The organism is Massilia sp. CCM 8734 (genome assembly GCF_011682155.1).
Lineage (GTDB): Bacteria > Pseudomonadota > Gammaproteobacteria > Burkholderiales > Burkholderiaceae_D > Telluria_A > Telluria_A rubra.
Genome location: NZ_WHJI01000068.1, coordinates 1 through 23125 on the forward strand (window position 1 = coordinate 1; position 23125 = coordinate 23125).

General features: G+C 62.3%; 6 protein-coding genes and 1 pseudogene. 2 read left to right on the forward strand and 5 right to left on the reverse strand.

The window, feature by feature from the left end; translation table 11 throughout:
• Nucleotides 1-980 (forward strand): IS5 family transposase (locus F2P46_RS33960; protein WP_208296889.1); only part of this gene is annotated, 980 nt, incomplete at its 5' end.
• A 177-nt stretch (nt 981-1157) separates the two neighbouring features.
• Here F2P46_RS33960 and F2P46_RS33965 read toward each other — a convergent pair.
• From F2P46_RS33965 to F2P46_RS33975, 3 genes are all read right to left on the reverse strand, one after another.
• A complete protein-coding gene (locus tag F2P46_RS33965; RefSeq protein WP_166898715.1) occupies nt 1158-1553 on the reverse strand; it encodes a hypothetical protein in 396 nt (131 codons plus the stop codon).
• The gene (locus F2P46_RS33970) at nt 1550-19420 is read right to left on the reverse strand and encodes a hemagglutinin repeat-containing protein (protein ID WP_166898716.1); all 17871 of its coding nucleotides are present in this window, start codon (nt 19418-19420) and stop codon (nt 1550-1552) included. The genes F2P46_RS33965 and F2P46_RS33970 overlap by 4 nt, the downstream gene beginning before the upstream one ends.
• 72 nt (nt 19421-19492) lie before the next feature.
• Nucleotides 19493-21280, reverse strand: coding sequence for a ShlB/FhaC/HecB family hemolysin secretion/activation protein (locus F2P46_RS33975; RefSeq protein ID WP_229509569.1), 1788 nt, complete (start codon nt 21278-21280; stop codon nt 19493-19495).
• Nucleotides 21281-21779: 499 nt separating this feature from the next.
• Between F2P46_RS33975 and F2P46_RS33980 the strand changes: the two genes are divergently transcribed.
• A complete protein-coding gene (locus tag F2P46_RS33980) occupies nt 21780-22466 on the forward strand; it encodes a hypothetical protein (protein WP_166898717.1) in 687 nt (228 codons plus the stop codon).
• Nucleotides 22467-22520: 54 nt separating this feature from the next.
• On the opposite strand, the gene F2P46_RS33985 is transcribed toward F2P46_RS33980, so the two are convergent.
• On the reverse strand, nt 22521-22781 hold the full coding sequence (locus F2P46_RS33985) for a hypothetical protein (protein ID WP_166898719.1): 261 nt from the start codon (nt 22779-22781) through the stop codon (nt 22521-22523).
• A gap of 19 nt (nt 22782-22800) precedes the next feature.
• Nucleotides 22801-22998: pseudogene (locus F2P46_RS33990) on the reverse strand (family 1 glycosylhydrolase); the annotation flags it as partial.
• Between the last annotated feature and the right edge of the window lie 127 nt (nt 22999-23125).

The following is a 23125-nucleotide window of genomic DNA, read 5'->3' on the forward strand; positions in this document are numbered from 1 at the left end:
TGAACAAGCTTGGTGATGCGCTCAAGGTGATGGAGCAGCATGTCGACTTCATCGCGCTTGCCGATGCGGTTGACGAAGCGGCTCCGCGTCCCGGCCGCGAACGCGGCGGGCGTCCTCCATTCCCGACTGAACTGATGGTTCGCGTCCTGCTGATCCAGCAGTTGTTCAACCTGAGTGACGAGCAAATGGAATTCCAGTTGCTCGACCGCCTGAGCTTCCAGCGCTTTGTCGGACTGCGTTCCAGTAGTCAGATACCGGACCGGACAACGATCTGGACGTTCAAGGAGCGCCTCCTCAAGGCCGGTGCCGGCGAGAGTATCTTTGACGCCGTCAACCGCCAGCTTTCCAGGCATGGCTACATTGCGCGTGGCGGTCAGATGGTCGACGCGAGCATCGTGCAGACGCCGAAGCAATCGATGAGCAAAGAGGAAAAGGCGCTCGTTGGAGAAGGTGCCATGCCAATCGACTGGAAGCCTGCGAAGCGCCTGCAGAAAGATATGGACGCGCGCTGGACCAAGAAGCATGGCAAGTCCTACTTCGGCTACAAGGTATCAGCCAACGCAGACAAACGCTACAAGCTGGTACGCAAGATCAAGGTCAGCACTGCCAGCGAGCATGACACCCTTCATTTCGAGGCGGTCCTCGACCCGGCAAATACCAATCGCAACGTCCTGGCAGATAAAGGCTACGTGGATGGCGAGCGCGAGGACAGGTTGACGCAGCAGGGCTGGCGCATGCATATCCAGCGCAAAGGAAGCAAGGACAAGCCCATTTCGGAAACCCAAAAGCGGCGCAATACGCGCATCGCCAAGACCCGCGCCCGGATCGAGCATGTGTTTGCCGGCCTGGCCGAGATGGGCGGCAAGGGCCTGCGCACGATCGGACTGGCGCGCGCCACGTTGCAGCTCAATTGGAAGGTCGCCGCTTACAATTTGCGGCGCCTGGTCTACTTGAAGGAGGCCAGGGTCGAGGCGTTCTGACGCCCGCAGTCCGTCCGGACTGCACAAAACCAGGTTCAGCGCCTATAAAATGGGCGGGAGCGGCTTGGTCTGACATCAAAAAAGCGCATCTGCCGGCATCGCGACCGGCGATTACGCGGGATTTACCGGTAATTCGAGCTGCCCGTATATGAGCACCGATCCTGTGCACCGCTCGCCTCAGCAATTCGCGTATTTTCCAAGCTCAAATTTTTGAATGAGCTTGCTTGCTTTTTCTCGTCGCGTTGGGTCACTTTCGCTCTGCCTCATAAGTTCATCGTAAAGTTCTTTTCCAAACTCATCATAGGTGTACAGCGCAGCCTCCTCATCACCCGGCTCACAATCGCGGTAGCTGACAACCACAAAGTCAACCGGCAAATCTTTTCCGTTTGGCAAGAAATCAAATTCGACGCAAGCTTGGTGTCCGGCTGACCGGTTTTTAAAAAGGAGGTCCAGCACCAAATTCATCCCAGGCATCTCAAAGAAATGCAAATCATCCGACACCACAATCGATAGCGAAAAATTTAATAGCTGATGGAGCTTCTCATTTCCATAAGCGTATTTGTAGGTTTTCATGGCCACACTGCTCCTCCAATCGGATAGGCTGTTTTCACGTTCAGAACCCCATTTGTCCCTGGACTAACGATAACTTTCCATTCTAACCCCCCAACCCTCACCGTGACCGGTCCAGTCACACCTGTAACGGTCGCCTGATTAATGGCAGATTGACTAGCTGAGCGCGCCATGCTTGCCATGTCAGACGGAGTATAAGCCTTGGGATCAAATACAGTTTTGGTAGTCTCGGCTTTCCCAGGAAGATTATACTTCACTTCGTAAATTCCATCGGTACCGGGAACCTTCGTAGAACTAACCTCCGTTCCGCCATTCTTGGCCAAGGCATCTTTGAAGGCCGCCATATCATGAGTGCCATAAATGTTCTTTCCCTGAGTCAAGCCACCCTCATCGAGTAAGTGAACATCCACGGAGCTATTTCCTAATCGCATAGTCCCTTGCGCATTAGGTGTGACACTCGCCGGTGGCGTGTAGCCATCAAACCCAATTCCTGACGAGCCAGCCGGGCGCGCACCATTTCCTACAGGCGCATCAGGCAGCAGAATATCAGGAATCGACATGTTTGCAGTCGAGCTAGTAACAGCTCCCCCATTTGCCCCCACACATTTTTGCGAACAATTATGAACAAACGCACTTTGTTTCCCCGCAAAATAGGTGTGGAAATCCGCTACAGTAAAGTTATATGTTACTTCAGAACGTCCCACGGTAGTTAGCGACTGTACTGTTAGCTTGCCGTGCTGAAGACTTTCGAGTTCCATACCGAGTTCGAGATTGATGGCGTCAACCCATCCTTTACCTTTTACCCAGTAAGGATGATTATCAGTAACGTCCATGCTTTCGTTAACGCCACGCGGGTCCTGCGTCACCAGCCTGTATAGCGGTTTTTCCTTAGTCACCATCAATTGCGTCACTGGCTTGAGCTCAGTCGCTCCAGTATCGGGATTTCGGGCGTAGACCAGTTGGCCGACCTTGATCTGCTCAATCGGCACCGTTCCAGACGCTGAAACAACAGGGGTTCCAGCGGGGAAGCAACAACATGCGTCTGCGACCGTCTCAACAATTTTGCTTCCTGGCCCCGGCGCCGCTGCAAGCGTGTTAGGTTTACCAGGCGCGGGCAATGTCGCAAATGGACCTTCAGACAGTTTCGGAACTGGAGTCGGAACAAATATCTCTGGCGCAACCACAACGTATTTTCCCGTCAATGGGTCTATACGCATGACAATTTCTTCACCTACAGATGCCCCAGCTCGTGCCGCGTACGGTAGCGGCATTTGTGTTGGCCGCCCGGCCATCGCTGCCTTCACCGGAGCATAGAGTGCAGAACCCAGGCCGACGGCACCACCGAACACCTGCAACCCGCCACCAACTGTGTCTCCATCGCCGATTTTGACAGTACCTTCGACGACGTTGAAGCTGTTCATCAGGAAGCAGCCGCCTCGGGTCAGTATGCAAGCCACGCCCGTGGCAGCCATCACCTGACCATCGTGCGCTCGCTGATCCCGTTGTTCTGGTGTTATGCCAGCATTGATGGTGGGGAACAAAGGCGAGTACTTGACTACATTCTGCCCATTAATTGCTGAGTTAAAGTACTCGGCCGGGTGAGTCTTGTCGTAGTTGTTGTAATCCCACTTCGTTCCTGTGGCGCTGTCCTGCCCCTTCTTTCCAATGACGCCGACGACCAGCTCATCAATTCGGCCGCCATCGTACAAATTCGTCGCATTGTTCGTCCAGCGAAGCAACTGACGCTCGATACGTGCCTGTGCCTCTGCCTCGGAAATGCCCCCGGCCTTCGCTACCGCCTTGGCGTATTTCTTCGCAAGATCAATTTCGTTTTGGTGCAACTGTCTGTTATTTACGTCGATTATTTCAGCGGTGAAACCTCCCTGCAGCCCCGCAAGCAGGGTGCTCTTGCCATCCGCCCCATTCGCCGCCGCTGCTGCGGCCCCCACCAGCGCCCCACCAATCGCCGCGCCAGTTTCCTGATAGGCATTCACAAAGCTAGCCCGTTCCGGCGAGCCCAGGACTAGGCCGAGCTTGTCCGCCGCAGCTTCGCCGCTCGCCTCGCCAATACGCTGGCCCAGGTTACCGCCAATGACACCAGCGCCATTGCCTAGCGCACCGCTGGCTCCACCCGTGATGCCGCCAACAATTCCCTGGGTCGCCGTGTGCAGGCCGACACGATAGAGTCCGTTGTCGCCCCAGTTCGCCGCCGTTGTCAGCGCGTCATTGGCCTTGGCTGTAAAGGCAGCCGCCGCAACCGGGTCGTTGTTCGCAGTGGCATTGTCTGCCTGTTGCAAGTACTGTCCGGCCAGCTTTTGCGCATCGTCAACCTGTTGCGCTCCGATGTCGCCCACCTTCTTCGCAATCAATGGCGTAACTTGCTTCGCCATATCGGTCAGCGCCTTGGTGACCTCGCGTTCACTTTGCAGTTGCTTCAGATCGAAGATTTTGCTGATGGTACCGGCGCTGTTCGCCGTGTCGCGATTGAGGCCCGCGACGGTATCGCTCGCGTTCTTCCCGGTCGCGGCCAACTGACCCTTGTCGTCCGTAATGACAACCGTACCTGCACCGATGGCGCTCTTCGTCGTACTTGCGGCATTGTCCCGTTGGGCTGGGGTCAGGTTGCCCGCAATGTTGCTCTTGATCGTGCTGCCGGCGCTCGCACCGCTGCTGTACGACAGATTCAAGCTGTCGCTGTCGTAGCTGGCCGCGTTCTTCAGGTCCGACTGCGTCAGCGTGCCCGTGGTCAGCTTGTTCTTGTCGGCGCCGGCGGCACTGGCAATCACCCCACCGACCAGGTCGGTATTGTTCTTGACCGTCACGTCGAAACCCTGCGTACCGGCGTAAATGCCGGACTGTTGGTTCACGCCCGCGAATGTGCTGTCGATGGTCGACCTGGCCATGTTCACGCTGCCGGAACTGGACCCCAGGCAGAACGGCGGCACGCAAATGCTCACACTCGCCCCGCTGCTCGTCTCGCGGCTCTTGTAGTTGTCGATATCCTGAACACTGACAATGTTCAAGTCGCCGCCGATATTGGCCACCACCTTGTCGCCCTTGACCTGGGCGCCGTCCAGGGTGGTGTCCTTGCCGCTCTTGATGGTCAGGACATTGCTTGCCGTGACGTTCGTATTCTGGTTGGTCGTGGCGTTGCCGTTGGCACTGCCACGCGACTGCCCGGCCGCCAGCTCCAGCGTAAAGCCGTTCTGGGTGCCGCCTAGCCCGAAGCCGACGCCAATGGATGCGTTATGGCTGGCGTTCTTGCTGTCGTTGGCACTGGTGTCCTGCGCGCTGGCCAGCGTGATGTTGCGCGCCGCATCCAGGGTCACGTCTTTGCCGCCCAATACAGCGCCATGCGCAGTAATGTCACCGTTCAAGGCCTTGCCATCGGCATCCTTGCTGCCGTCGCCGGTGGCCGTGATGCTCAGGTTCTGCCCCGCGCTGACGCTACTGCCCTTGTTCTGCAAGGCGCTGTTATTGGTCGTGCTGTCGCTGCTGCCGCCGCCAACGCTCACCGTTGCCTTGATGGTCGCCTGGCTCGGCGACGACGTCTGGGTCACCGTGGAGAAAGCCACAACACCGTCCATGCCGGTGCCGGTGCCGGTACCGGTGCCCGCGCTGGTGCCGCTGGCACCTGCAGGCGTCGAGCCAGTCATGCCGGTGCCGTTGGCAACGGTAAGGGCCGCCTTCAGCGCGTAAATCCCGGCCATCTTGTCGTTACCCTGTTGATCGTGCGCGGCAGCAGCCTGCTTGATGGCATTGGCCGCGTCCATCGCATACCCGGACAGCGCCACCGTCACGCCGAACTGGCTGCTCTGGTTGGCCGCCTTGGTGCTGACCTGATCCACGCCCGGGTCCAAAATGACGTTCTTGCCTTTGATGTCCACGTTGCCTTCGGCACGCAAGTCGCTGCCGCGCACGGCGACGTCGTCTTTCGCCGTCATGGCCAGGTTGCCGCCCGCAGCAATCCCGCTGCGGATGGTGTTCTGCTGGTCCTTGCGCGTATCGAGCGTGTCGTTGCTGCGCTTGACGCCGACGGTGTTGGCCGAGCCATTGCCGCCCAGGTCGCCCAACTGCATGGTGCTGTGCGCTTCCTTCAACACGGTACCGTCTTGCCCGCTGACGATGTCGATCTTGCCGTCCTTTGCGGTCAGCGCAATATCGCCTTTGGCCGTCACACCACTGCCCTTGACCAGGATATCGCCCTTGTTACTGACCAGTTCGACACTGTTGCCGTTGATCAGGCTGGCTTTCTGCCTGGTGCTCGTTTCATCACCGCTGTCGCTGCTGCGTTTCTGGTTGTAAGGCGACATGGTCACGCCGCCATTGTTCGGCCCGCCGTTGATCGAACGCGTAACGTCGCCCAGGCTCGGCCCGGCCAGGCTGAAGTTCGACGAGTTCGCCGTGGCCGCGCTGCTGTCGCGGCTGCGGTCGGTCGAAGCCTCCACCGTCACGTTGCGCTCCGCGCTCAGCTTGACAATGCCGCCGCCGGTGATTGTCGAACCGCTGACCAGAATGTCGCCGTCAAGCGGCTTGCCATTCGCCCCCGCCACACCGTTGCCGGTGGCCGTGAGACGAATATTGCCGCTTGCGGTCAGGCCGCTCCCGGACTGGGTCTCGGCATCATGTACCGTGCTGCTGCTGGTCTTGCTCTTGCCGAAAGTGACCGCCACTTGCGGCGCGCTCAAGCTGCTGTCGGCCAGTTCGGACAGCGTGCCGTTGACACGGCCGAACTTGCTGTCGTTCTTCTTGATGTCCTTCAGGTTGCGCATCGTATCGAGCGGCGTGCCCACCAGGGCCATGCCGACGCTCTTCGATGCCGTATCGACCGAACTGGTCTGGTGGACCTTGTCCTGGCCGGGAATGATGGCGATGTTCTGCGCCGTGATATCGATGTTCCCGTTGAACGTGGTGCTAGCGATATCCGGGCGTCCTGCGATCAGGTCGCTACCGGCAATGGTTGCATTCTTGCCTGCCATCAGGAACACGTTGCCGCCGGTGGAGCTGAGCACGCTGCCGGTGTCGCTCTGGCTGACATGCGTGCCGTCTTCACGGGTTTTCACCGTCGACGATCCGGCACTGAAGCCGATACCGTTCTTCGCGCCCGACAAGCCCGACTGCTTGACCGTTGTCGCCTCGCTGTAGATACCGGTGCTGGTCGCCGCCAGTACGTTGATGTCCGCACCCGCCTTGACGCTCAGGTTTTTGTCGGCAAGTACCGACGAGCCGATCACATTCACGTTCCCCACCGCGTCCTTGCCGTTGCCGGCAACGATAGCGATGCTGCTGCCTTCGATACTGCTGCCCTGCGCCTGCTGCGCGCTCGCTGTACTGGAACTGGTCGTCGTCTTGCTCTTGACCATGTTGCCGCTCTTGCTGTAGCTGTCGTTCAGGCTGTCATGCTGGGTCGTGACCGTCTGGATCTTCACATCGTTATTGGCCAGCAGCGTGACCGTACCTTCCAGCGCTGACACAGTGCCTGCGTTCAAGACCAGATTGCCGGTGCCGACCCTGGCAACCGGCTTGCCGTCCTTGTCAACTGCGCCCGTGGGCGTGCCGGTGGCGCTGATGGCAACGTTCTGGTTGGCGCGAACGAGTCCGCCGCTCAGCGTTTCGTCGTCCGTCATGATGCGGTCATAGCGCTTGCGGCTGGCCGTTTGCGCATCGATGAAGGTGCGGTCCTTGACTGCGGAAATCGCAACATTGGCGCCGCTGATGCCCACATCGTTGGCCGCTTCAACCCTGCTGCCGCTGAGCGTGGCGTCGCCGCCCGCCCTGATGGCGATATCGTTCCGGGCAGTCAGAGTGCTGCCGATGTTGGTTACGCTGGCCTCGTTGGTATAACCGGTCCGCCCCTTGGTATTGCCACCCAGCGGCACGAACAGCGTGTGTTTCTCCGCTACACCGGCAATATCGATGTTCTTGCCGGCCAATACACTCAAGTTGGCGCCAGCGTCGACCTGCGCAGCGCGGGCCATGAAATTTCCTTTGGCATCAATCAGCACATTGCCGCCGGCAATCGTCGCAACGCGGTCGATGTTGGTGCGGCTCGAAGTGCTGGTGCCGTTGTTGCCGACGGTATCGATGCTGCGCGTCTGCGTTGTGCTGGCCACGGTAATGTCGCGGCCGGCAGTGAGCGTCACGCGGCTGTCATCGGCGGCGCTGCCGTCGACACCCTTGTTGGACAGGCCTGCAATGCGCCCGCCGATATTGGCGATATCGTTGGTCGCCTTGATATTGATCACATTGCCCGCCACCATGCCGCGATTGGTGACATCCTGGGCGTCGAGCGTAACGGTTCCGTACTTGTCGGTCGGCTTCGCGTTGGCGTAACCGGCCAGGACGGTGCCGCTGTTGCTGATGCTGCCGTTCTGGTTGCGGATGGTGACGTTGTCGCCGGCAATCAGCGCGCCGCCGGTCGACAGGTCGCCCTGTTGCGGACGGCGCAGGTAGACCTGCGGCACCAGCGCTATGGTGGTGCTACCGTCCGGCAGGGTGACAGTTTCTTCCTGCAGCCACACGATATCGGTGGTCAGCTGGGCCATCTGCTGTTCGGACAGCGCCACGCCAGGGGTCAACTGGTACTGTTTGGCGTAAGCGACGCCCGCATCCATCAGCGCCGTGAAGGCCTTTTCGTTGTTCTCATAGCCCGACAGCTTGTTGCGGCCAGTGATATTCATCAGCTGGTCGGCAAACGCGCGCTGTTCCACGAAGCCGTCGCCGTAGCGCTTCAGGGTGCGCTGCGGATCGAGGCCGAGCTGGGTCAGGAAGTAATCGCTGCCGGTCCATTTGTTCTTGTCGGCAAACAGCGGGTCGGTTTCGACCAGATAACCGGCGCCCTCCCCTGGTTTCAGCGAAAACAGATTGCCGGTCGGCGCTTTCCAGTCCGCGTTGCTGGTGAGCGTGACGTTCGGCACCTTCGGATCGATGGCGCGGCCGTTGATATATGTTGGGTCGGAGCCGGTAGCACCGGGGACCGTCTTCTCCGCCACCGTCACGGGACGGGCGGCGGCAAACCTGGCGAACGAGGTCGTCAGGTCGCCGATGGCCGTCTGCTGCGCTGCGCGTGCATTGCCCGCGATGACGCTGCCGGGTAAGGCGTTGCCTGCCACTTGGCCTTGGAGCACTGGCTGCGCACCCGTGCCGAGGGTGACGCCCGCTGCGCCGCCACTGCCTGTCTTCTGCGCGTCGGTGGTGACCGGAGCGGCCCCGCCGCCGGTCCCGGCAACTTGCGGGCCGACCTGGGTGCCGCCCGCGGCGACCGTGGTGTCGATCGAAGGCGCACCGCCAGCCGTCACCCCCTGCGTGGCGACGCCCTGCACAGGACCGGCGGTATTGACCGCGCCAACATTGACGCCGCCTACCGTACTGCCCGTCTGGTAGACGACCACGGTACTTGTCTTGATGGCAGCCGCATCGCCGGCCTTGGTATTACCAGCACTCGGGACAAGATTGCCGTTGACACCATATCCGAGGACGCTGACGACCTTTGCAGCTTCAGCAGGAGCAATAACGGTATCCGCTGGGGCGGCTGGTGCCGGTGCCGCTCCACCACTATCGTAGAGCACGCCAGCAACATCGATCGAGGTCGTTGCCCCGCCATCCTGGAAAACCTGCTCAGGACCATACTTCCGCTTGTGGCCACCACTGATTCCCGAACTCTCCACCGTGGTTGAGTATTTTGTACCTGCAAAAGTGACCTGTTTCGTTCCCTGGGTCGAGATATTGACGCTATCGCCTGGGGTTTTGACCACGCCATTGCCAACTTCCGCACCACCGCCAATACCAACATTTCCACCAGCAACAATCTGGCTATCGATATTGACGGCACTCCCCGCCGAAATATTGCCGGCTGCCGTCACCAGACCCGCATTCGATTTTGTCAGCACCGATGCGACCGTGGTCCGGGTATCGGTTGTCTTCTTGGTGTAGTCCTCGATCTTGTCGTGCAACGCACTCGGATGAATATAGTAGTGCTGATCGTCGGTGTAATACGACAACTGGTTGAGGTCGTACTCATTGTTTGTGTATTTAGGCGTAATCGTGACGCGGTTGACCGCCTCGACGGTCGTTTGATCCTGGAATCCAATACCGCCCTCCAAGCCATACGTACCGCAGTCGGATGCGCCCTGTCCATTGCCGCCGCCACCGTTGACGCAGTTCAGGTTTTTCAGCATGCCGGAAATATTGAGATTACCGCCCGATTCAATCCGCGCGCCGGCATTGACCACGCTGCCCAACTGCATATTGCCCAGGCTGATCACATTCGCGCCCGGCTTGTTGACCAACATTCCGATCATGGTCAGCGTCTCGCGCGCGCCGACAGTGGCATTCGCCTCGTTCGACACCGTGCCGCCCATCACGACGTTACCGCCATAAATGCGTCCGGTATTGACCGTATTGGTCGCGTTGATGGTCATATTGCCGATCGAATTGACCACCGCCGAGCCGTAGTTGGTAAAGCCACCGACGTTCAGCGTGGTATTGGTCGCGCTGATCGAACCGTAGTTATTCAACTCATTGGCCGACAAACTCAGATCCTTGGCCGCGCTGATCGTGCCCTTATTCGTGTACTTGCCGTTATTGAGAACAATCTCCAGATTGTTCTCGGCCGCCACCGTGCCGAGGTTGGTGTAATCGCCATCCATCGCCAGTTTCAGGGTGCCGGTCGAGGCCATCACGCCGTTGGCGCTGAATTTCGCCATGTGCGCCGTCAACACGGTGGTCGCATCGGCGCGCCCGCCCGTGTTGATGAAGTCGGCCGTGTCGATGGTGACCGCTTCTCCACTCAACTGCCCGCCGCTGTTGTCGATGCTGGCCGTGCCAGTGACCTTCAGGTTCTTCAGCGCGACAATCGCGCCATTCACATTGCCCACCGTGGCCGCATTCACGGTCACGGTGTTCGATGCCAGCAAGCCCTTGTCGAACGCGCCGTTGTTGGTGTTGCTGTTGTCGATCGCCGCCGCATCAAGCACCAGGTTGTTGTTCGCAAAGACCGTGCCGCCGATGTTATTGAGTACCGGTGCCTTGAGCGTGGTATCGAGCGCCGACTTGATCTTGCCGTCCTGGTTGTTGATGCCCACCGAGCCGGTCAGGCTCAGCTCCTTCATGGCCAGCATGGTCGAGCCGCCGGTATTGTCGATGCTGCTGCCGTCGATGCTCAGCTTGCCGTCGGCGCCGATGTAGCCGCCGTTCTGCTTAACGCTGCCGCCGGAAATGACGATGTCGCCCTGGCTCACAATCCCGCGCTGCGCGCCGCTGTCATCGTTGGTGAGGGTCTTGGCGTTAATGACGATGCCGCCCTTGCCCGCTTCGATCACACCCGCATTGTTGTTGACGCTGTCGGCGGTGACCTTGGTCGACGTTTGCCCCGACAACACGCCGCCGGCATTGTTGACCTCTTTGCCCGCCACGATCAGGTCGGTACCCGAGCTGATCACGCCGTCCGCATTGTTCAGCTTGCCCTTCAGGCTGCTCAGCTTGACCTCGCCTTCGCTGGCGATCCGCCCGCCCTGCATGTTCAGCAGGTCGGCGTCGGTCGTGGCCTGCACACCGGTCAGGCCGTAAATGTCGCCCTTCTGGTTCCAGATGCCCTTGGCGGCGTCGATCTCGACGGTCGCCTTGTCGCTCTGGATCGCGCCGCCCTGGTTGACCAGGGTGCCGGTGCTGCTGGTCAGCACTACCTTGTCGGCGGCGCCAATCACGCCACCGTTGTTGTTCACGCCATTCTTGGCGATGATGGTTGCGTCAGTGCCCGCGATCAGGCTGCCGCCCTTGTTGCTCACCTCGAGCGTGGCGGTCACATCGAGCGCGGTTTTGGCGCTGACCGTGCCGCCATCGTTATCGAAGGTGCGGACATTGACGGTGACCTTGTCTTTGTTGCTGACGATATTGCCTTTGTTGCTGACCAGGGTGCCGCCGTACAGGCTCACTTCGCCGTCGGACACGATGTTGCCGCCGGAATTGTCGGCCAGGCCGACGACCGATACGTTCACCGACTCGGCGGCGGTAATGTTGCCGCCGTTCTTGTTGAGCAGGTCGCTGCCGCTGATGCCGATCTTGCCGGCGGCGCTGGCAATGGTGCCGCCATCGTTGATCAGCGCGCCCGGGCCCGCGTCGAGCGAGACCAGGTGGTCCGCCGCGATCAGGCCGCCGCTGTTGATCATGCCGTTCGCCTTGAATTCGATCACGCCGGTGGCCGACAGGGTGCCGGCGGTATTGTCGAGCACGCCGCTGCCGGCGTTGAAGAACAGGTTGTCGCCGCTAATGGCCACGCCGCCGGTACGAATTCCGATGGCTTGCACCAGCAGGTCGGTGCCGAACTGATAGGTAAAGTCGAGGGTGCTGAAGTCGAGCGCCTGGCCCATGCCGAACGACAGGCGTTTGCCGGCCGCCAGCTTGGCGTTGGAGGTCGCCACCAGGCCGCCGCCGTAGATGGCGGCGTTATTGCCCGCCGCGAACTGCCCGAAGCGGTAGTCGAGCGTATTGACCGCTTGAAGCGAAATATCGCCCTGCGTGCGGATGTCGATGGCAACGGCCTGCACATCGCTGCCGTTGATGTTCACGGCCGTGTTGGCCGCCAGTACCGCCTGGTTCAGGCCGACGTTGACGCCGCCCACGGTAATCGTGTTGCCCGCTTGCAGATTGCTGCCGTTCAGGGCCACGTCCGCGCCCGTCATCGTGATGTTCTTGGTGACGGCTATCTTGATGCCGTCGGCGTCCAGGCGCGTGTTGGCGCCCGAGGATTGGATAGCGAAACTGTCGCCGGCGGCAATCGTGCTGCCGGTCAAAACGGCGTCGCCGGTGACCAGACTGAGCTCGCCATTGCTGGCAAAGCGTGCGCCCGAGCCGTCGAAACGCGCACCCTGGGTGTTGATCGTCAACGCCTGCTGTCCGATAACCTCGCCCTTGCGGCCGTCGAAGGCGGCGGTAGTGAGGCTGGCAGTGCCCTGCGCGCTGACCAGCCCGCCCACATTGTCGAAGGCGCCGGTGCTGGCGACCAGGTTGGCGCCGCTAGTGATCTTGCCGCCGGTATTGTCGAATTTGCCGGCCGCATTGACCTTGGTGTTGCCGCCGCCGGAAATAGTGCCCTTGCGGTTGTCGAAGGCGCCCTTGCCTGCGTCGGCAGTCAGTTCGCCGTTGCTGAGCATGGAACCGTTCACCGACGTGATGCCGTTGGCGACCACGCCCAGCGCGTTCGCGCCGGTCAGTTCGCCATTGTTGTTATCTAGCGCGCCGCTGGCCTGAATGCTCAGCTTGTTGGCCGCCAGGATGCTGCCGTCGCGGTTGAGCACGGCGCCGTTGGCCACGATGGTCACATCCTTTTCAGCCGCGATCAGGCCGCCGACGGCGGGTGTGCCGGAGCCAGTGGCGCCATTGCGCACCTCGCCGCCCGTCAGGCTGACACTGCCCTGCGCGCTGCGGATGGTGCCGGCGCTGTTGTCGAGCATGCCGCTGTTCTCGGTCGCCAGGCTCAGGTCGCCGTTCGAGGCGAGCGTGCCGCCCAGGTTCTGTACGCCGGCGGCGCCAAGCTTGAGCGTCTCGCCCGCCAGGATGTTGCCGCCGCTGTTGACCAGGGCGCCGCTGCCGGCCTGCACCGTCAGCGTCTTGCCGGCGCTGATCAGCGCCGCCTTGTTGTCGATGCCCTTGCCCTGCACGGTCGCGTTGGCGCCGGCCGTAATGCGGCCCTGTGCATTGTTCAGCGCGCCTTGGGCGATCAGCGACAAGTCCTTGCCCGCGCTGATCAGCCCTTTGCCGCTGTCGATCTTGTCGCCGGTAATGGTCAGGTCGGTTGCCGCGACGATGGCGCTGTCCGCGCCTTGGCTGGCAATGTCGCCGGCCTCGATCGCGACCGAGGCCTTGGCGCTTTGCACGATGCCGTTGCGGTTGTCGAGCAGCGCTTTACCGGTGTCCAGCACCAATTCCTGATTGGCGATGAGGATACCATCCACGTTGCCCACGCCCTTGGCCGCGATGCTGGCCTTGCCGCTGGCCTGGATCTGGCCGCCCGCGTTATCGAGCGCGCCGCCGAGGGTCTTCACATCGACCGTGAAGTCCTTGCCCGCGCTGATCAAGCCTTTTTTGGTGCTCAGCGCAGCGCCGTCGATACCGAGCGCGCCGTTGGCGACGATCTTGCCGGCATCGTTGTCGATGCCTTTCGTTCCCGAGAGCAGCATGTCGCCGCCCGCCTGGATCGCGCCGGCGCGATTGAGCAGCGCGCCTTTGACAGTCAGTCCGATGTCCTTGCCGGCCGCGATATTGCCGCCGCTGTTGTCCAGGTCGCCCGCGCTGGCCAGGGTCATGCCGCCATCGCTGTTAATCTGACCCTTGACGTTGCTGATCGCACCGTCCGGGCCGGCGTCGATGGCCAGCTTGCCGCCGGCCGTGACCTGGCTGTCGTTGTTGTTCAATCCCTTGGTGTGCAAGGTCACGTTGCTGTTACTGCCGATCAACGCCTTGCCACTGCTGTCGACCTTGCCGGCCGTGATCTCGACGCCGCTGGCGCCGGCCAGGGTGCCTGCGCGGTTATCGATATCGCCCGCCTTGAGGTTCAGGCCGCTGCCGGCCTGGATCTTGCCGGCTTGGTTGTCTAGCGCCTGCACTTGCATGCTCAGCGCGGTATTGGCCACCATGCTGCCGCCCGCGTTAGCGGCATTGCCGGCCTTGACGTCGAGCCTGCGCAGGGCGCCGATGTTGCCCTGGCTGTTGTCCAGCGTACCGCTGCCGCTGTTGATGACCAGGTCGCCATTGCTGACGATGCTGCCGCCCGTGCTGTCCAGGCCATTGCTGACCAGCGTGAGCGCCGGCGCGCCGGCTGCGCTGTCGGTGGCGAGAATGACGCCGCCGCGATTGCTCAGCGCGCCATTGCCGACGTCGAGCGTGACGTTCTTGCCGATGGCCCGGCCACCGTCGAGAATCAGGCCCTGCGAGCTGACCGACAACGCCGCGTCCGTCAAGAAGGCGCCGCCCTGCGCGCCCGGCAAGGCGCTCTTGCCCAGGTCGATGCCGCCGGTGCTCACCACCGACAGGTCCTTGAACGCCGAATACTGGCCGCCCTTGATCGAGGTCGCGCTCACCGCCAGCTTGCCGCCGGCGCCGATCGACCCATCCTGGGCATTGATTGCCGCGCTGCCGATGATGATGTCGCCGCCGGCCTGGATGCTTGCCTGGCGCGCGTCGAGCGCGGCGCTGGCGATGGTGGTGCCGGCGCCGCTGGAGAGCTTCGCCAGCCCCAGGTTGAGCGCGCCGGTTTTCAGGTCCAGCAGGCCAGAGGCCAGCATGTCCGCACCGCTGGCGTCGACACTGCTGCCCTTGCTGTCGATCAGCAGGTCGCCGCCGGCGGCGCTGAGGGACGCGCCCTGCGCCGCGATTTGCTCGGCCGAGATGGTCACGCCCTTGCCGGCGCGCACTTGGGCGCCGCTCAGGTCGATCTGGCGCGCGTTCAGGGTCAAGCCGTTTTCGCTGAGCACGCTGCCCTTGGCGCCGCGCAGGTCGCTGTTGCCGAGGTCGAGCACCAGGTTGTTGCCGCTGGCAATCTTGCCGCCGCTATTGTCGATGCTGCCGCTGTTGATGACGGCCCCACCCACGCCCACGATCGAACCGCCCTTGTTATTCAGGTCGGTCGCGCCGCCGGCCGCGACCGGCTTGCCGTCGATGCGGTCCAGGCCGGTGCGGGTTTGCAGCGTCAGTTGCGTACCCGACAAAATGCTGCCGCCGGTGTTGTCGATGCCGCCTTCGCGCGCCACGACCAGCAGTGCGCCGTTGGCCGCCATCGCGCCCTGGGCATTGTCGATGGTCGTGCCGGACAAGCTGGCGCTGCCGCCCGCCGACAGTGCGCCGCCGGCCGTGCTGATACCCTTGCCGGCGTTGAGCACGATGTTATTGCCGGACGAAACGCTGCTGTTGGACGTGTCGATCACGCCTTTCGCATCGAGCCTGATATCGCCGGTGGCAATGAAACCCTGGTTCAGCGCATGCCCGCCGGCCAGGATATTGTTGGCCTTGACCGTGATGCCGCCCGTCTCGCTGCGGTGCACGCTGTCTGCGGCCTGGTAGTCTTCGCCGCGCGTATCGAGCACGATGTCGCCCTTCGACGCCAGGCGTGCGTTGGTGGCGTTGATGCCGGCGCCGTCGATGCGCAGGCGCGCGCCGCTGGTCACGATGCTGTCGGCCAGCTTGATGGTGCCGTCATCGGCTTGCAGGTTCAGGTCCCCCGCGCTCGACAGGCGGCTGGCGCCGGCGTCGATGCTGGCGGCGCTGACCTGCAACGTCGCGTTGCTCGCCATCTGCGCGCCCGCCAGGCTGGCGCTGTTGCCGGCCTTGATCGTCAGCGGACCATTGGCGTTGATGTCGGCGCCGCCCAGGTTGATGTTGTCGCGCCCGTTGATGGCGATCGCGCCGTTGCTGGTGATGCTGGCGCGGTTCGCCTGCACGCCAGAGGCGGACAGGTTGATGCCGCCGCCGGCTTTGATCTCGCCCTGGTCCAGGTTGATACCATTGTCAGCGGCAATCACGATCCGGTCTTGCGACGAGATCCGCGCTCCGGCCGCGTCCAGGCGTGCGGCGCTGATGCTGAGCGGGCCGCCGGCGCGCAAGGCGCCATTGGTGCTGGTCATGGCGCCGCTGACGCTCAGGGATAAATCCTTGCCCGCCGCCACGGTGCCGCCGCTGTTGTCCAGGGTGCCGGCAGCGAGGGTGAGGGCCTGGTTGGCCGCCAGTCTGCCGCCGTTGTTATTCAGCTCGGCTGCCGAGAGGGTCATCGCGCCCTGCGCCTCGACCAGGCCGCGCTCGTTGAGGAAGCGCCTGCCGCTGGCGTCGATGACGATATCCTTGCCCGAGCGTAGCTGGCCGTCGGTATTGTCGACATCATTGTCGCGCATGACGATGCTGTTGCCGACAGCGACGCTGCCGAAACTGTTTTTCAGCGCGCCGGAGAGCAAGTCCAGATTGCCGGCCACCACGACATTGCCACCGGTATTGTTAAACACTTGCTTGTTCGTGTCGAACACGGCATTCGCGTCGGACGAGAGCGCACCGCCGCTGTTATCGATGTCATTGCCGCGCACCACCAACGCCGGCCTGCCTGTGGCGCCGCCGGATTCGGCTACGACCGTCCCCTGTACGTTGCTCAGGCTTTCCAGCCCGGCGTCGAGCACAATGTGCTTTGCGCCCACTTGCGCCTTGTCGGTGACGATCCCCTGCGCCTGTGCGGCAATATCGCCGCCGGCCAGCATGGCGCCGCCGGCAAGGTCGAGCCGTTGCGCCATGGTGATGTCGATGTCGCCCGCCGCCGACAGTTTGCCGCCCTGCTGGCTCTGGCCGGTGATGCTCAGGTTGCCGCCGGAAACGGCGCTGCCGCCCTGCATCAGCAGTTTGCCGGTATCAAGGGTCAAGCCGCGCGCGCCGGACAGCATGGCGTCGCGCAGGTCGCCCAGGCCGGCCTTGATGGCCACATTGGCGCCGCTTTCCACACGCAGTTGCTGGGCGTTCAGGTTACGGCTGTCGAGCTTGATGTTGCCGTTGGCGGCAATCGACGCCTTGTCGAGCGAGGCGTCGCCGCTGGTGGCCAGGTCGACGGTGCCAACCGAGGTCAGGCTCGCGCCGGCGGCGGACAAGTTGTTGGCCTTGATGCTCAAGGCCTGGCCGGCTCGCAAGGTCGCCGCGGTGGCGACGATGTCGCTGGCCGCCAGCGCCAGGGTGCCGCCGCTGGAAAGTTTGGCGCCAGCCAGGTCGAGCGAGGTGCCGGCCAGCGCCAGCTTGCCGCCGGCGTTCATGTCGCCGTTGGCGCCGAGCAGGCGTTGCGCGTCGATGGCAATGTCGCCGACGGCGCCGAGCGTGCCCTTGGTATTGTCGAGACGATCGGCCTTGATGGTGACGCCTGCGCCGGTGCTCTGGATCACACCACCGGCGTTGTCGACCATGCCGCTGGCATGCAAGCCGACCGCTTTGCCGGCCTGGATGGCGCCGCCGGCGTTATCGAACGCGCTGCCGGCAAAGGTGAAGGCGCCGGTCGTGATCAGCTTGCCTTTGTTGTTGTCGACGGCGCCATCCAATACCAGGTCGCTGGAGGTGGACACGGTGCCGTCGCGGTTACGGATGCTGCCCACGTTGGCAAACAGCGCCTTGTTCGATGCCACCGTGCCGCCCGTGTTGTCGAGCGCGCCGCCGCCGGCGTTCAGCGCCAGCTTGTCGATCGCCACGATCTTGCCGCGCGTATTGTCGATGCCGCTCGCGCGCACGTCCATGGCTTCGGAGGCGTACAGGACACCGCCGGTATTATCCAGCTTGCCCTTGCCCGCATCGAGCACGACCGAGGCCGCCGTCACGGTGGCGGTGGCGCTGTGCACGCCTTGGCCGCGCAGTGCGACCGATTTGGTGGCGCTCAGCTTGCTGCCTTGCACGTCGAGCAGGCCCATGGCGTCCAGCGACAGCGCGCTGCCGGCGGACAGCACGCCGTTGGTGGCGCGCAGCGCGCCTGCCTTGACCGTGACCGCGTCGTTGGCCGCCCACTGCTGCCGGTCCACCGCGATGCTGTCGGCCGTCACGTTCAGGCCGCGCTCGGCCTGCAACACGCCGCCGGTGCCGTCAATGGTCGTCGCTTGCAGGGTCAGGGCGGTGGCCGAATACATGCTGCCGCTGCTGTTGATGCGTTCGGCCGCCAGCACCAGTGCCTGGCTCGCCGATTTCTGGATCACGCTGCCGCTGTTGTCGATCTGGCGGGTGCTCAGCAGCACGCTTTGTTCGGCGCGCAGCACCCCGCCTTTGGCGATGGCAATGCTGTCGGGCGCGGCGATGCGCACGTCCCGGCCGGCGTTGGTCTCGCCGGTCAGGTTGACCTTGCCGGTGCTGGCGAGGACGACGTCTTGTTTACTGTAATTGTCTTTCAGGGTCAGATCGCCCTGCGCGCTCAGCGTCAGGTTGCCGGTCAGCGCGGCAATCCGGCCGGCGCTGTTGACGCCAAGGCCCTTGTCGGTCGCGACCAAGTAAATCTGGTTGGCGTACATGCCACCCAGTTCGGCGATATCGATCGCGAACCTGGGAGCGCTGCCGCTGCCGTCTTGCTGGGTGGCTTTGAGTGTGCCATACAAGACCTTGTTGGCGCCGAGCACCGCTTGCAGGTTCTTGGTGGATATTTCGCCTTCGATCACGATGCCGCGCGCCAGCAAGTCGAGCTGTTCCATGTTGCTCGCGTTCAAGCCGCCGGCGCCGATGCTGATCACGCCACGCTGCACGTTCAGGCTGTCCAGTTGGCCGGCGCTGTTATACGTCGGCGTGCCGGTGCTCAGGGTGGCGCGCCCTGCGGTGTTGAGAAAGCCGCAGCCGTCGCAACGGATGCCGTTCGGATTGGCGATGACCAGGTCGGCGCGCTGGCCGGCCACTTCGATATAGCCATTCAGGTGCGATGGGTTGCTTGAGGTGACTTCGTTGAGAATGATGCGCGCGCTGGTGGTGCCGAGCTGCATGTTGCCATTGACGATGCCGCCCAGCTGGGTGCCGGTCGCCTCGCGGCTGTTGTTCAGGATCAAGCCCTGCTTGCCGACGTTAAACTGGTCATAGCGGTTGTGCGACACACCGGCCGCGCTCGGCGGCGCGATCAGCACGATCGGCACGCCATTGGCGGCGGCATCGACCAGCGGTTTTTGCCCGGCCGGGGCGTTGCCTGCGGCCACCACCTGGGCGTTGGCGGGTGCCGCCACCAGGGCCGTCTGCAGGATCTGCAACACGATCATCACCTGGGCCACCACCCGCGCCCACGGGCGCCGCGTGCCGGAGGCGCTCTCGATCGGTTCGAGCAACTGCTCCGCGACCAGGCGGTCGGCCGCGGTCAGGGTGGTTTGCTTGCTCAACAGATGGCGGATGGGTGATTTCATGATAGGTCCTTGGGTGCCTGAACGGCGTCAAACGGGTGCTGCAAAGGGGGTACTGATAAAACTGCGGGGGGCTCAGCGCGAATACGTGACCGATACCGATGGGGTGACGGCACGCGTCCTGAAACGCTCCGGTTTACTGATCGGGATAGCCAGGCTGGCGTCGAACACCAACCCCTTCCACCTGCCGCGCACGCCGGCGGCGACGCCGGCCAGGGTGTCGCCGACCAGCCCGGCGGCGCTTGGCCCCGAGACCTTGCCGACGTCGAGCGCCACGAAGGCGCTGCTGTCGATGCCGGCGATGGAGGGCAAGCCGGTCGAGACATCGTTGCGCAGGATCGCGCCGCTTTCGGCCAGCAACACGCTGTCGCCGTCGAAGCCGCGCACGCTGTAGCGCCCGCCAATGCTGATCTGGTCGGCGGACAAGGTCATGTCGCCGGTTTTTTGCAGGCGCACGCTGGCGCTGTACTGCGCTGCGCGCCCGGCCACCTTGAATGGCCGGCTGTACGAGCCGTTAAAACTAAAGATGCGCGGACGCAGGGTCAGGCCGCCCTCGGCCGCGCTCGGATAATCGTCTTCGGCGCTGCCCAGGCCGATGCCCATGCGGTAACCGAGGTCGAGCTCGAGCACACCCTGGCCGAGGTACTGCTTCAGGGTTACGCCACCCTGGGCGCTGCTGGTGCGGCGGCGCTGCACCACCAGCTCCACATCGTCGAGGAAACTGCGCGCGCGACGGGTCGACAGGGCCGCGTGCACGCCGGCCTTGGCCGATGCGCTGCGCCATGCGAGGTAACTCCAGCGGGCCTCGGCCGTGCTGCTGCTGCCGCTGGACAAGAAACGCGCGGTCGTGCCTTGCACAAACTGGGCGAAACGGCTGCTGCTGTGCGAGACGGAAAAGCTGTGGTAATCCCATGGAATGCTGTAATTGGCCGACAGGCTGTAGCTGCGATGGTCGCGCCTTGGCTGCTGGGCGTTAATGTTGCTGCTCAGGCTAAGGATGTCGTTCAGGCCGGCGGCGTTATCGAGCGAGAGCGATCCGGACAACTGTGCGCGACCCAGCGCTTCCGAGCCGGAGTTGTCCAGGGTGACAGAGCTGCGCGTGCGTTCGAGCAGGCTCGCCGCATTGCGTTCGACCAGCACCACGCTGGTGTCGGCCTCCATGCCGGGCTCGATGCGGGTCGTGACCGCCTGGCTCGGCAAACGCTTCATCTGCTCGACGCCCTGCTCCAGGTCGCGGATGTTGAGCACGTCGCCGGCCGCCAGCGGAAAAGCGTTGGTCCAGGTGCCCCAGTCGGTGTCGGCCACGTCGCCCGGCACGCCGGCCCGGACCATCTTCACGCCGGCCACGCGGCCGATGTGCAGCGCGAACACCAGCTTGCCTTCGCTCAGGTTTTGCTGCGGCAAGCTGACACGGCTGGTGACGTAGCCCAGCGCGATCAATTTGGCGTCGAGCACGGCGGCGATCTGGCGCACGCCCTGCACGCCGACGCACTGGCCGAGGAAAGGGGCGACCGTGGACGCCAGCGAGCCGAGCTCTTGCTTGTTACCGACAGTAATGCTCTTGATCAAAAAACAAGGGGTCTCGGCCGGCAATTTGCTCAGGTCGGCAACGGGCTGCGCCGCTTGCAGCAGGTCGGCCTTGGTCTGCAATTGCTGTTGCTGCTCGCGCGTGCGCTCTTCCTGCCGGCGGATACCTTCCTGCGCCACTTCCAGCGGGTTGAGCGCAGGCGCGCCCGGCGTGGCGACTTGTTGCGCCGAGGCGGTCGAGGCCGACATGACCAACAGTGCGGCGTGCACCAGGGAGCCCAGCTTGAGCAAGCGCGGCGGAAAACAGAGCGAGGTAGAAGTTTGAGTAAGCAGCATGGCGGGCGCGTCACAGCCCACATACATGGCCTGATCTATTGCACAAATCGTAACGAGCCGAGCATTTTATCAGACATATGTGCAATAAAGAAATTGTTCTAATTGCAATATCAAGTTCTTCAATTCATTGATTTCCGTTTATCATGCATATTGCATAAATATATTTGTGGCAATTGTTGTAGTCACATAGACAAACCGGCATCGCGAAAAAGCATTGGCCAGAAGAATTTTTTATTTCCCTTGGTGTCAGTTAAATACAACATCGCCTTGTAACCGATAGTGTGCGAGGCAGGCGCGCCAGCAAAACGCAGCCGGGAGCCCGGGATGGAACGCGTCCTCGCCCGATGGCCGCTGCTGGTACATTATCTTCTTGCCCGATCATCCCCTGAGCGCCATGATCTGCTACGCGTTCCAGGCGGCGTCAGCGGACCAGCGGTCGCCGGCAAAAACGACCGCAAGGATCTGACAACACTTACCCACGCATAAGGAAGCTTCGTTCATGAACATAGTGGCTTTTGCAGCATGCGCGAGCATGTGCCTGCCGATCTTGCAGGCGCAGGCACGTGGACTGGCGCCCGCGCCGGTTGGCTACCGGGTCGCGGACAGCACGCCGACCACAAGCGTGGCGATTCAAACCGTGTCGGTCGACGCGGTCGCCGGCATGCCCCGCAAAGCCGTCGTCCACGTCAATGCCATCTTGAAGGCGACTGCGGCCGGTTTCGCCGACGAGGCCAAGCAGTGCGGCGCCGCCGCCCAGGGCCGCCCGTGGGGGTACAAATTGGCATTCGACAAGGTACTCGTGTCCGACGCCTACCTGAGCGTCGTGTTCGCCAAGTCGACCGTGTGCGCCGGGTCGCCCGACGAAGAAAAGGAAGCGCGTGTGTTTGCGCTCAAGACCGGCGAGCTGGTGCCCGCGCGGGCCTTGTTCAAGCAGATGTTGCCCTCCGCAACAATCATGCCCAGCATTACGAAAAACAAGGAATTGATCCGACTCGACGAGCAAACCGCCGAAACCCTGATCGACGACAGCAAACTGCTATTGAACATCGATGACGAACGCTGCGATTTTTACCTGAAAAAAGGCTCGTACCGGATCTGGGTCGAGGGCAAGAACCTGGTATTTTTCCCCGAATTTATTCAGCCATACTCTTTCTGCCAGACAGAGTATCTGATCAAGCCCGAGTAAGCAGCCGGCGCGACGAAAGCCGTCAAGGCAGACCAACCAGAGCTCCAGATATTCTTACGAGGGATATATTTCAGCAAGAAGAAAATTATCCAACTGACTGTCATCCAGTTCCCCCATATGCCATCCTAAAATGGGGGAAACCTGTTTTATCGACAGATCAAAAGCGTGACGAAAATACTTCATGAAGATGACCCAATCCGCAGCATCGTCGGCAAGGATCAGTCGTATGTGGTGCAACATGCAAGACGGTTTTGCGTTCGCCATTTTCATGGCAACGAGCTCCCGGGTGACATTATCGTCGAGTAGAGGGGTCATGGGGCCTCCTCCAGACGCCTCACTCGGTCCACATCGCCGCGCCAGTCCATGGCGACGGCCGCGCCGGCACGCCGTCGAGCACAGCGCCATTGGTGGCGATCACCTCGCGGTAAAAATACGCGCTGTCCTTGAGCGTGCGCTCCTGGGTCGCAAAATTCACATGCACGATGCCGAAGCGCTTGGAAAAGCCATGCGCCCATTCCAGGTTGTCCAGCAGCCCCCCTGTGTCAAACTGTTGTGAGACAACTTCATCAGTCTAATTAAGGAAGTTGGCACACATATGGAATTGAACATGACAGCAGCATCACATCCGTCCGACGTTTCGGAAGCGGCAGCAAGTACTG

Excerpts from the sequence above, each read along its gene's own strand:
- F2P46_RS33965 (WP_166898715.1), bottom strand. The coding sequence starts at position 1,553 with ATGAAAACCTACAAATACGCTTATGGAAATGAGAAGCTCCATCAGCTA.
- F2P46_RS33970 (WP_166898716.1), bottom strand. The coding sequence starts at position 19,420 with ATGAAATCACCCATCCGCCATCTGTTGAGCAAGCAAACCACCCTGACC.
- F2P46_RS33975 (WP_229509569.1), bottom strand. The coding sequence starts at position 21,280 with ATGCTGCTTACTCAAACTTCTACCTCGCTCTGTTTTCCGCCGCGCTTG.
- F2P46_RS33980 (WP_166898717.1), top strand. The coding sequence starts at position 21,780 with ATGAACATAGTGGCTTTTGCAGCATGCGCGAGCATGTGCCTGCCGATC.
- F2P46_RS33985 (WP_166898719.1), bottom strand. The coding sequence starts at position 22,781 with ATGACCCCTCTACTCGACGATAATGTCACCCGGGAGCTCGTTGCCATG.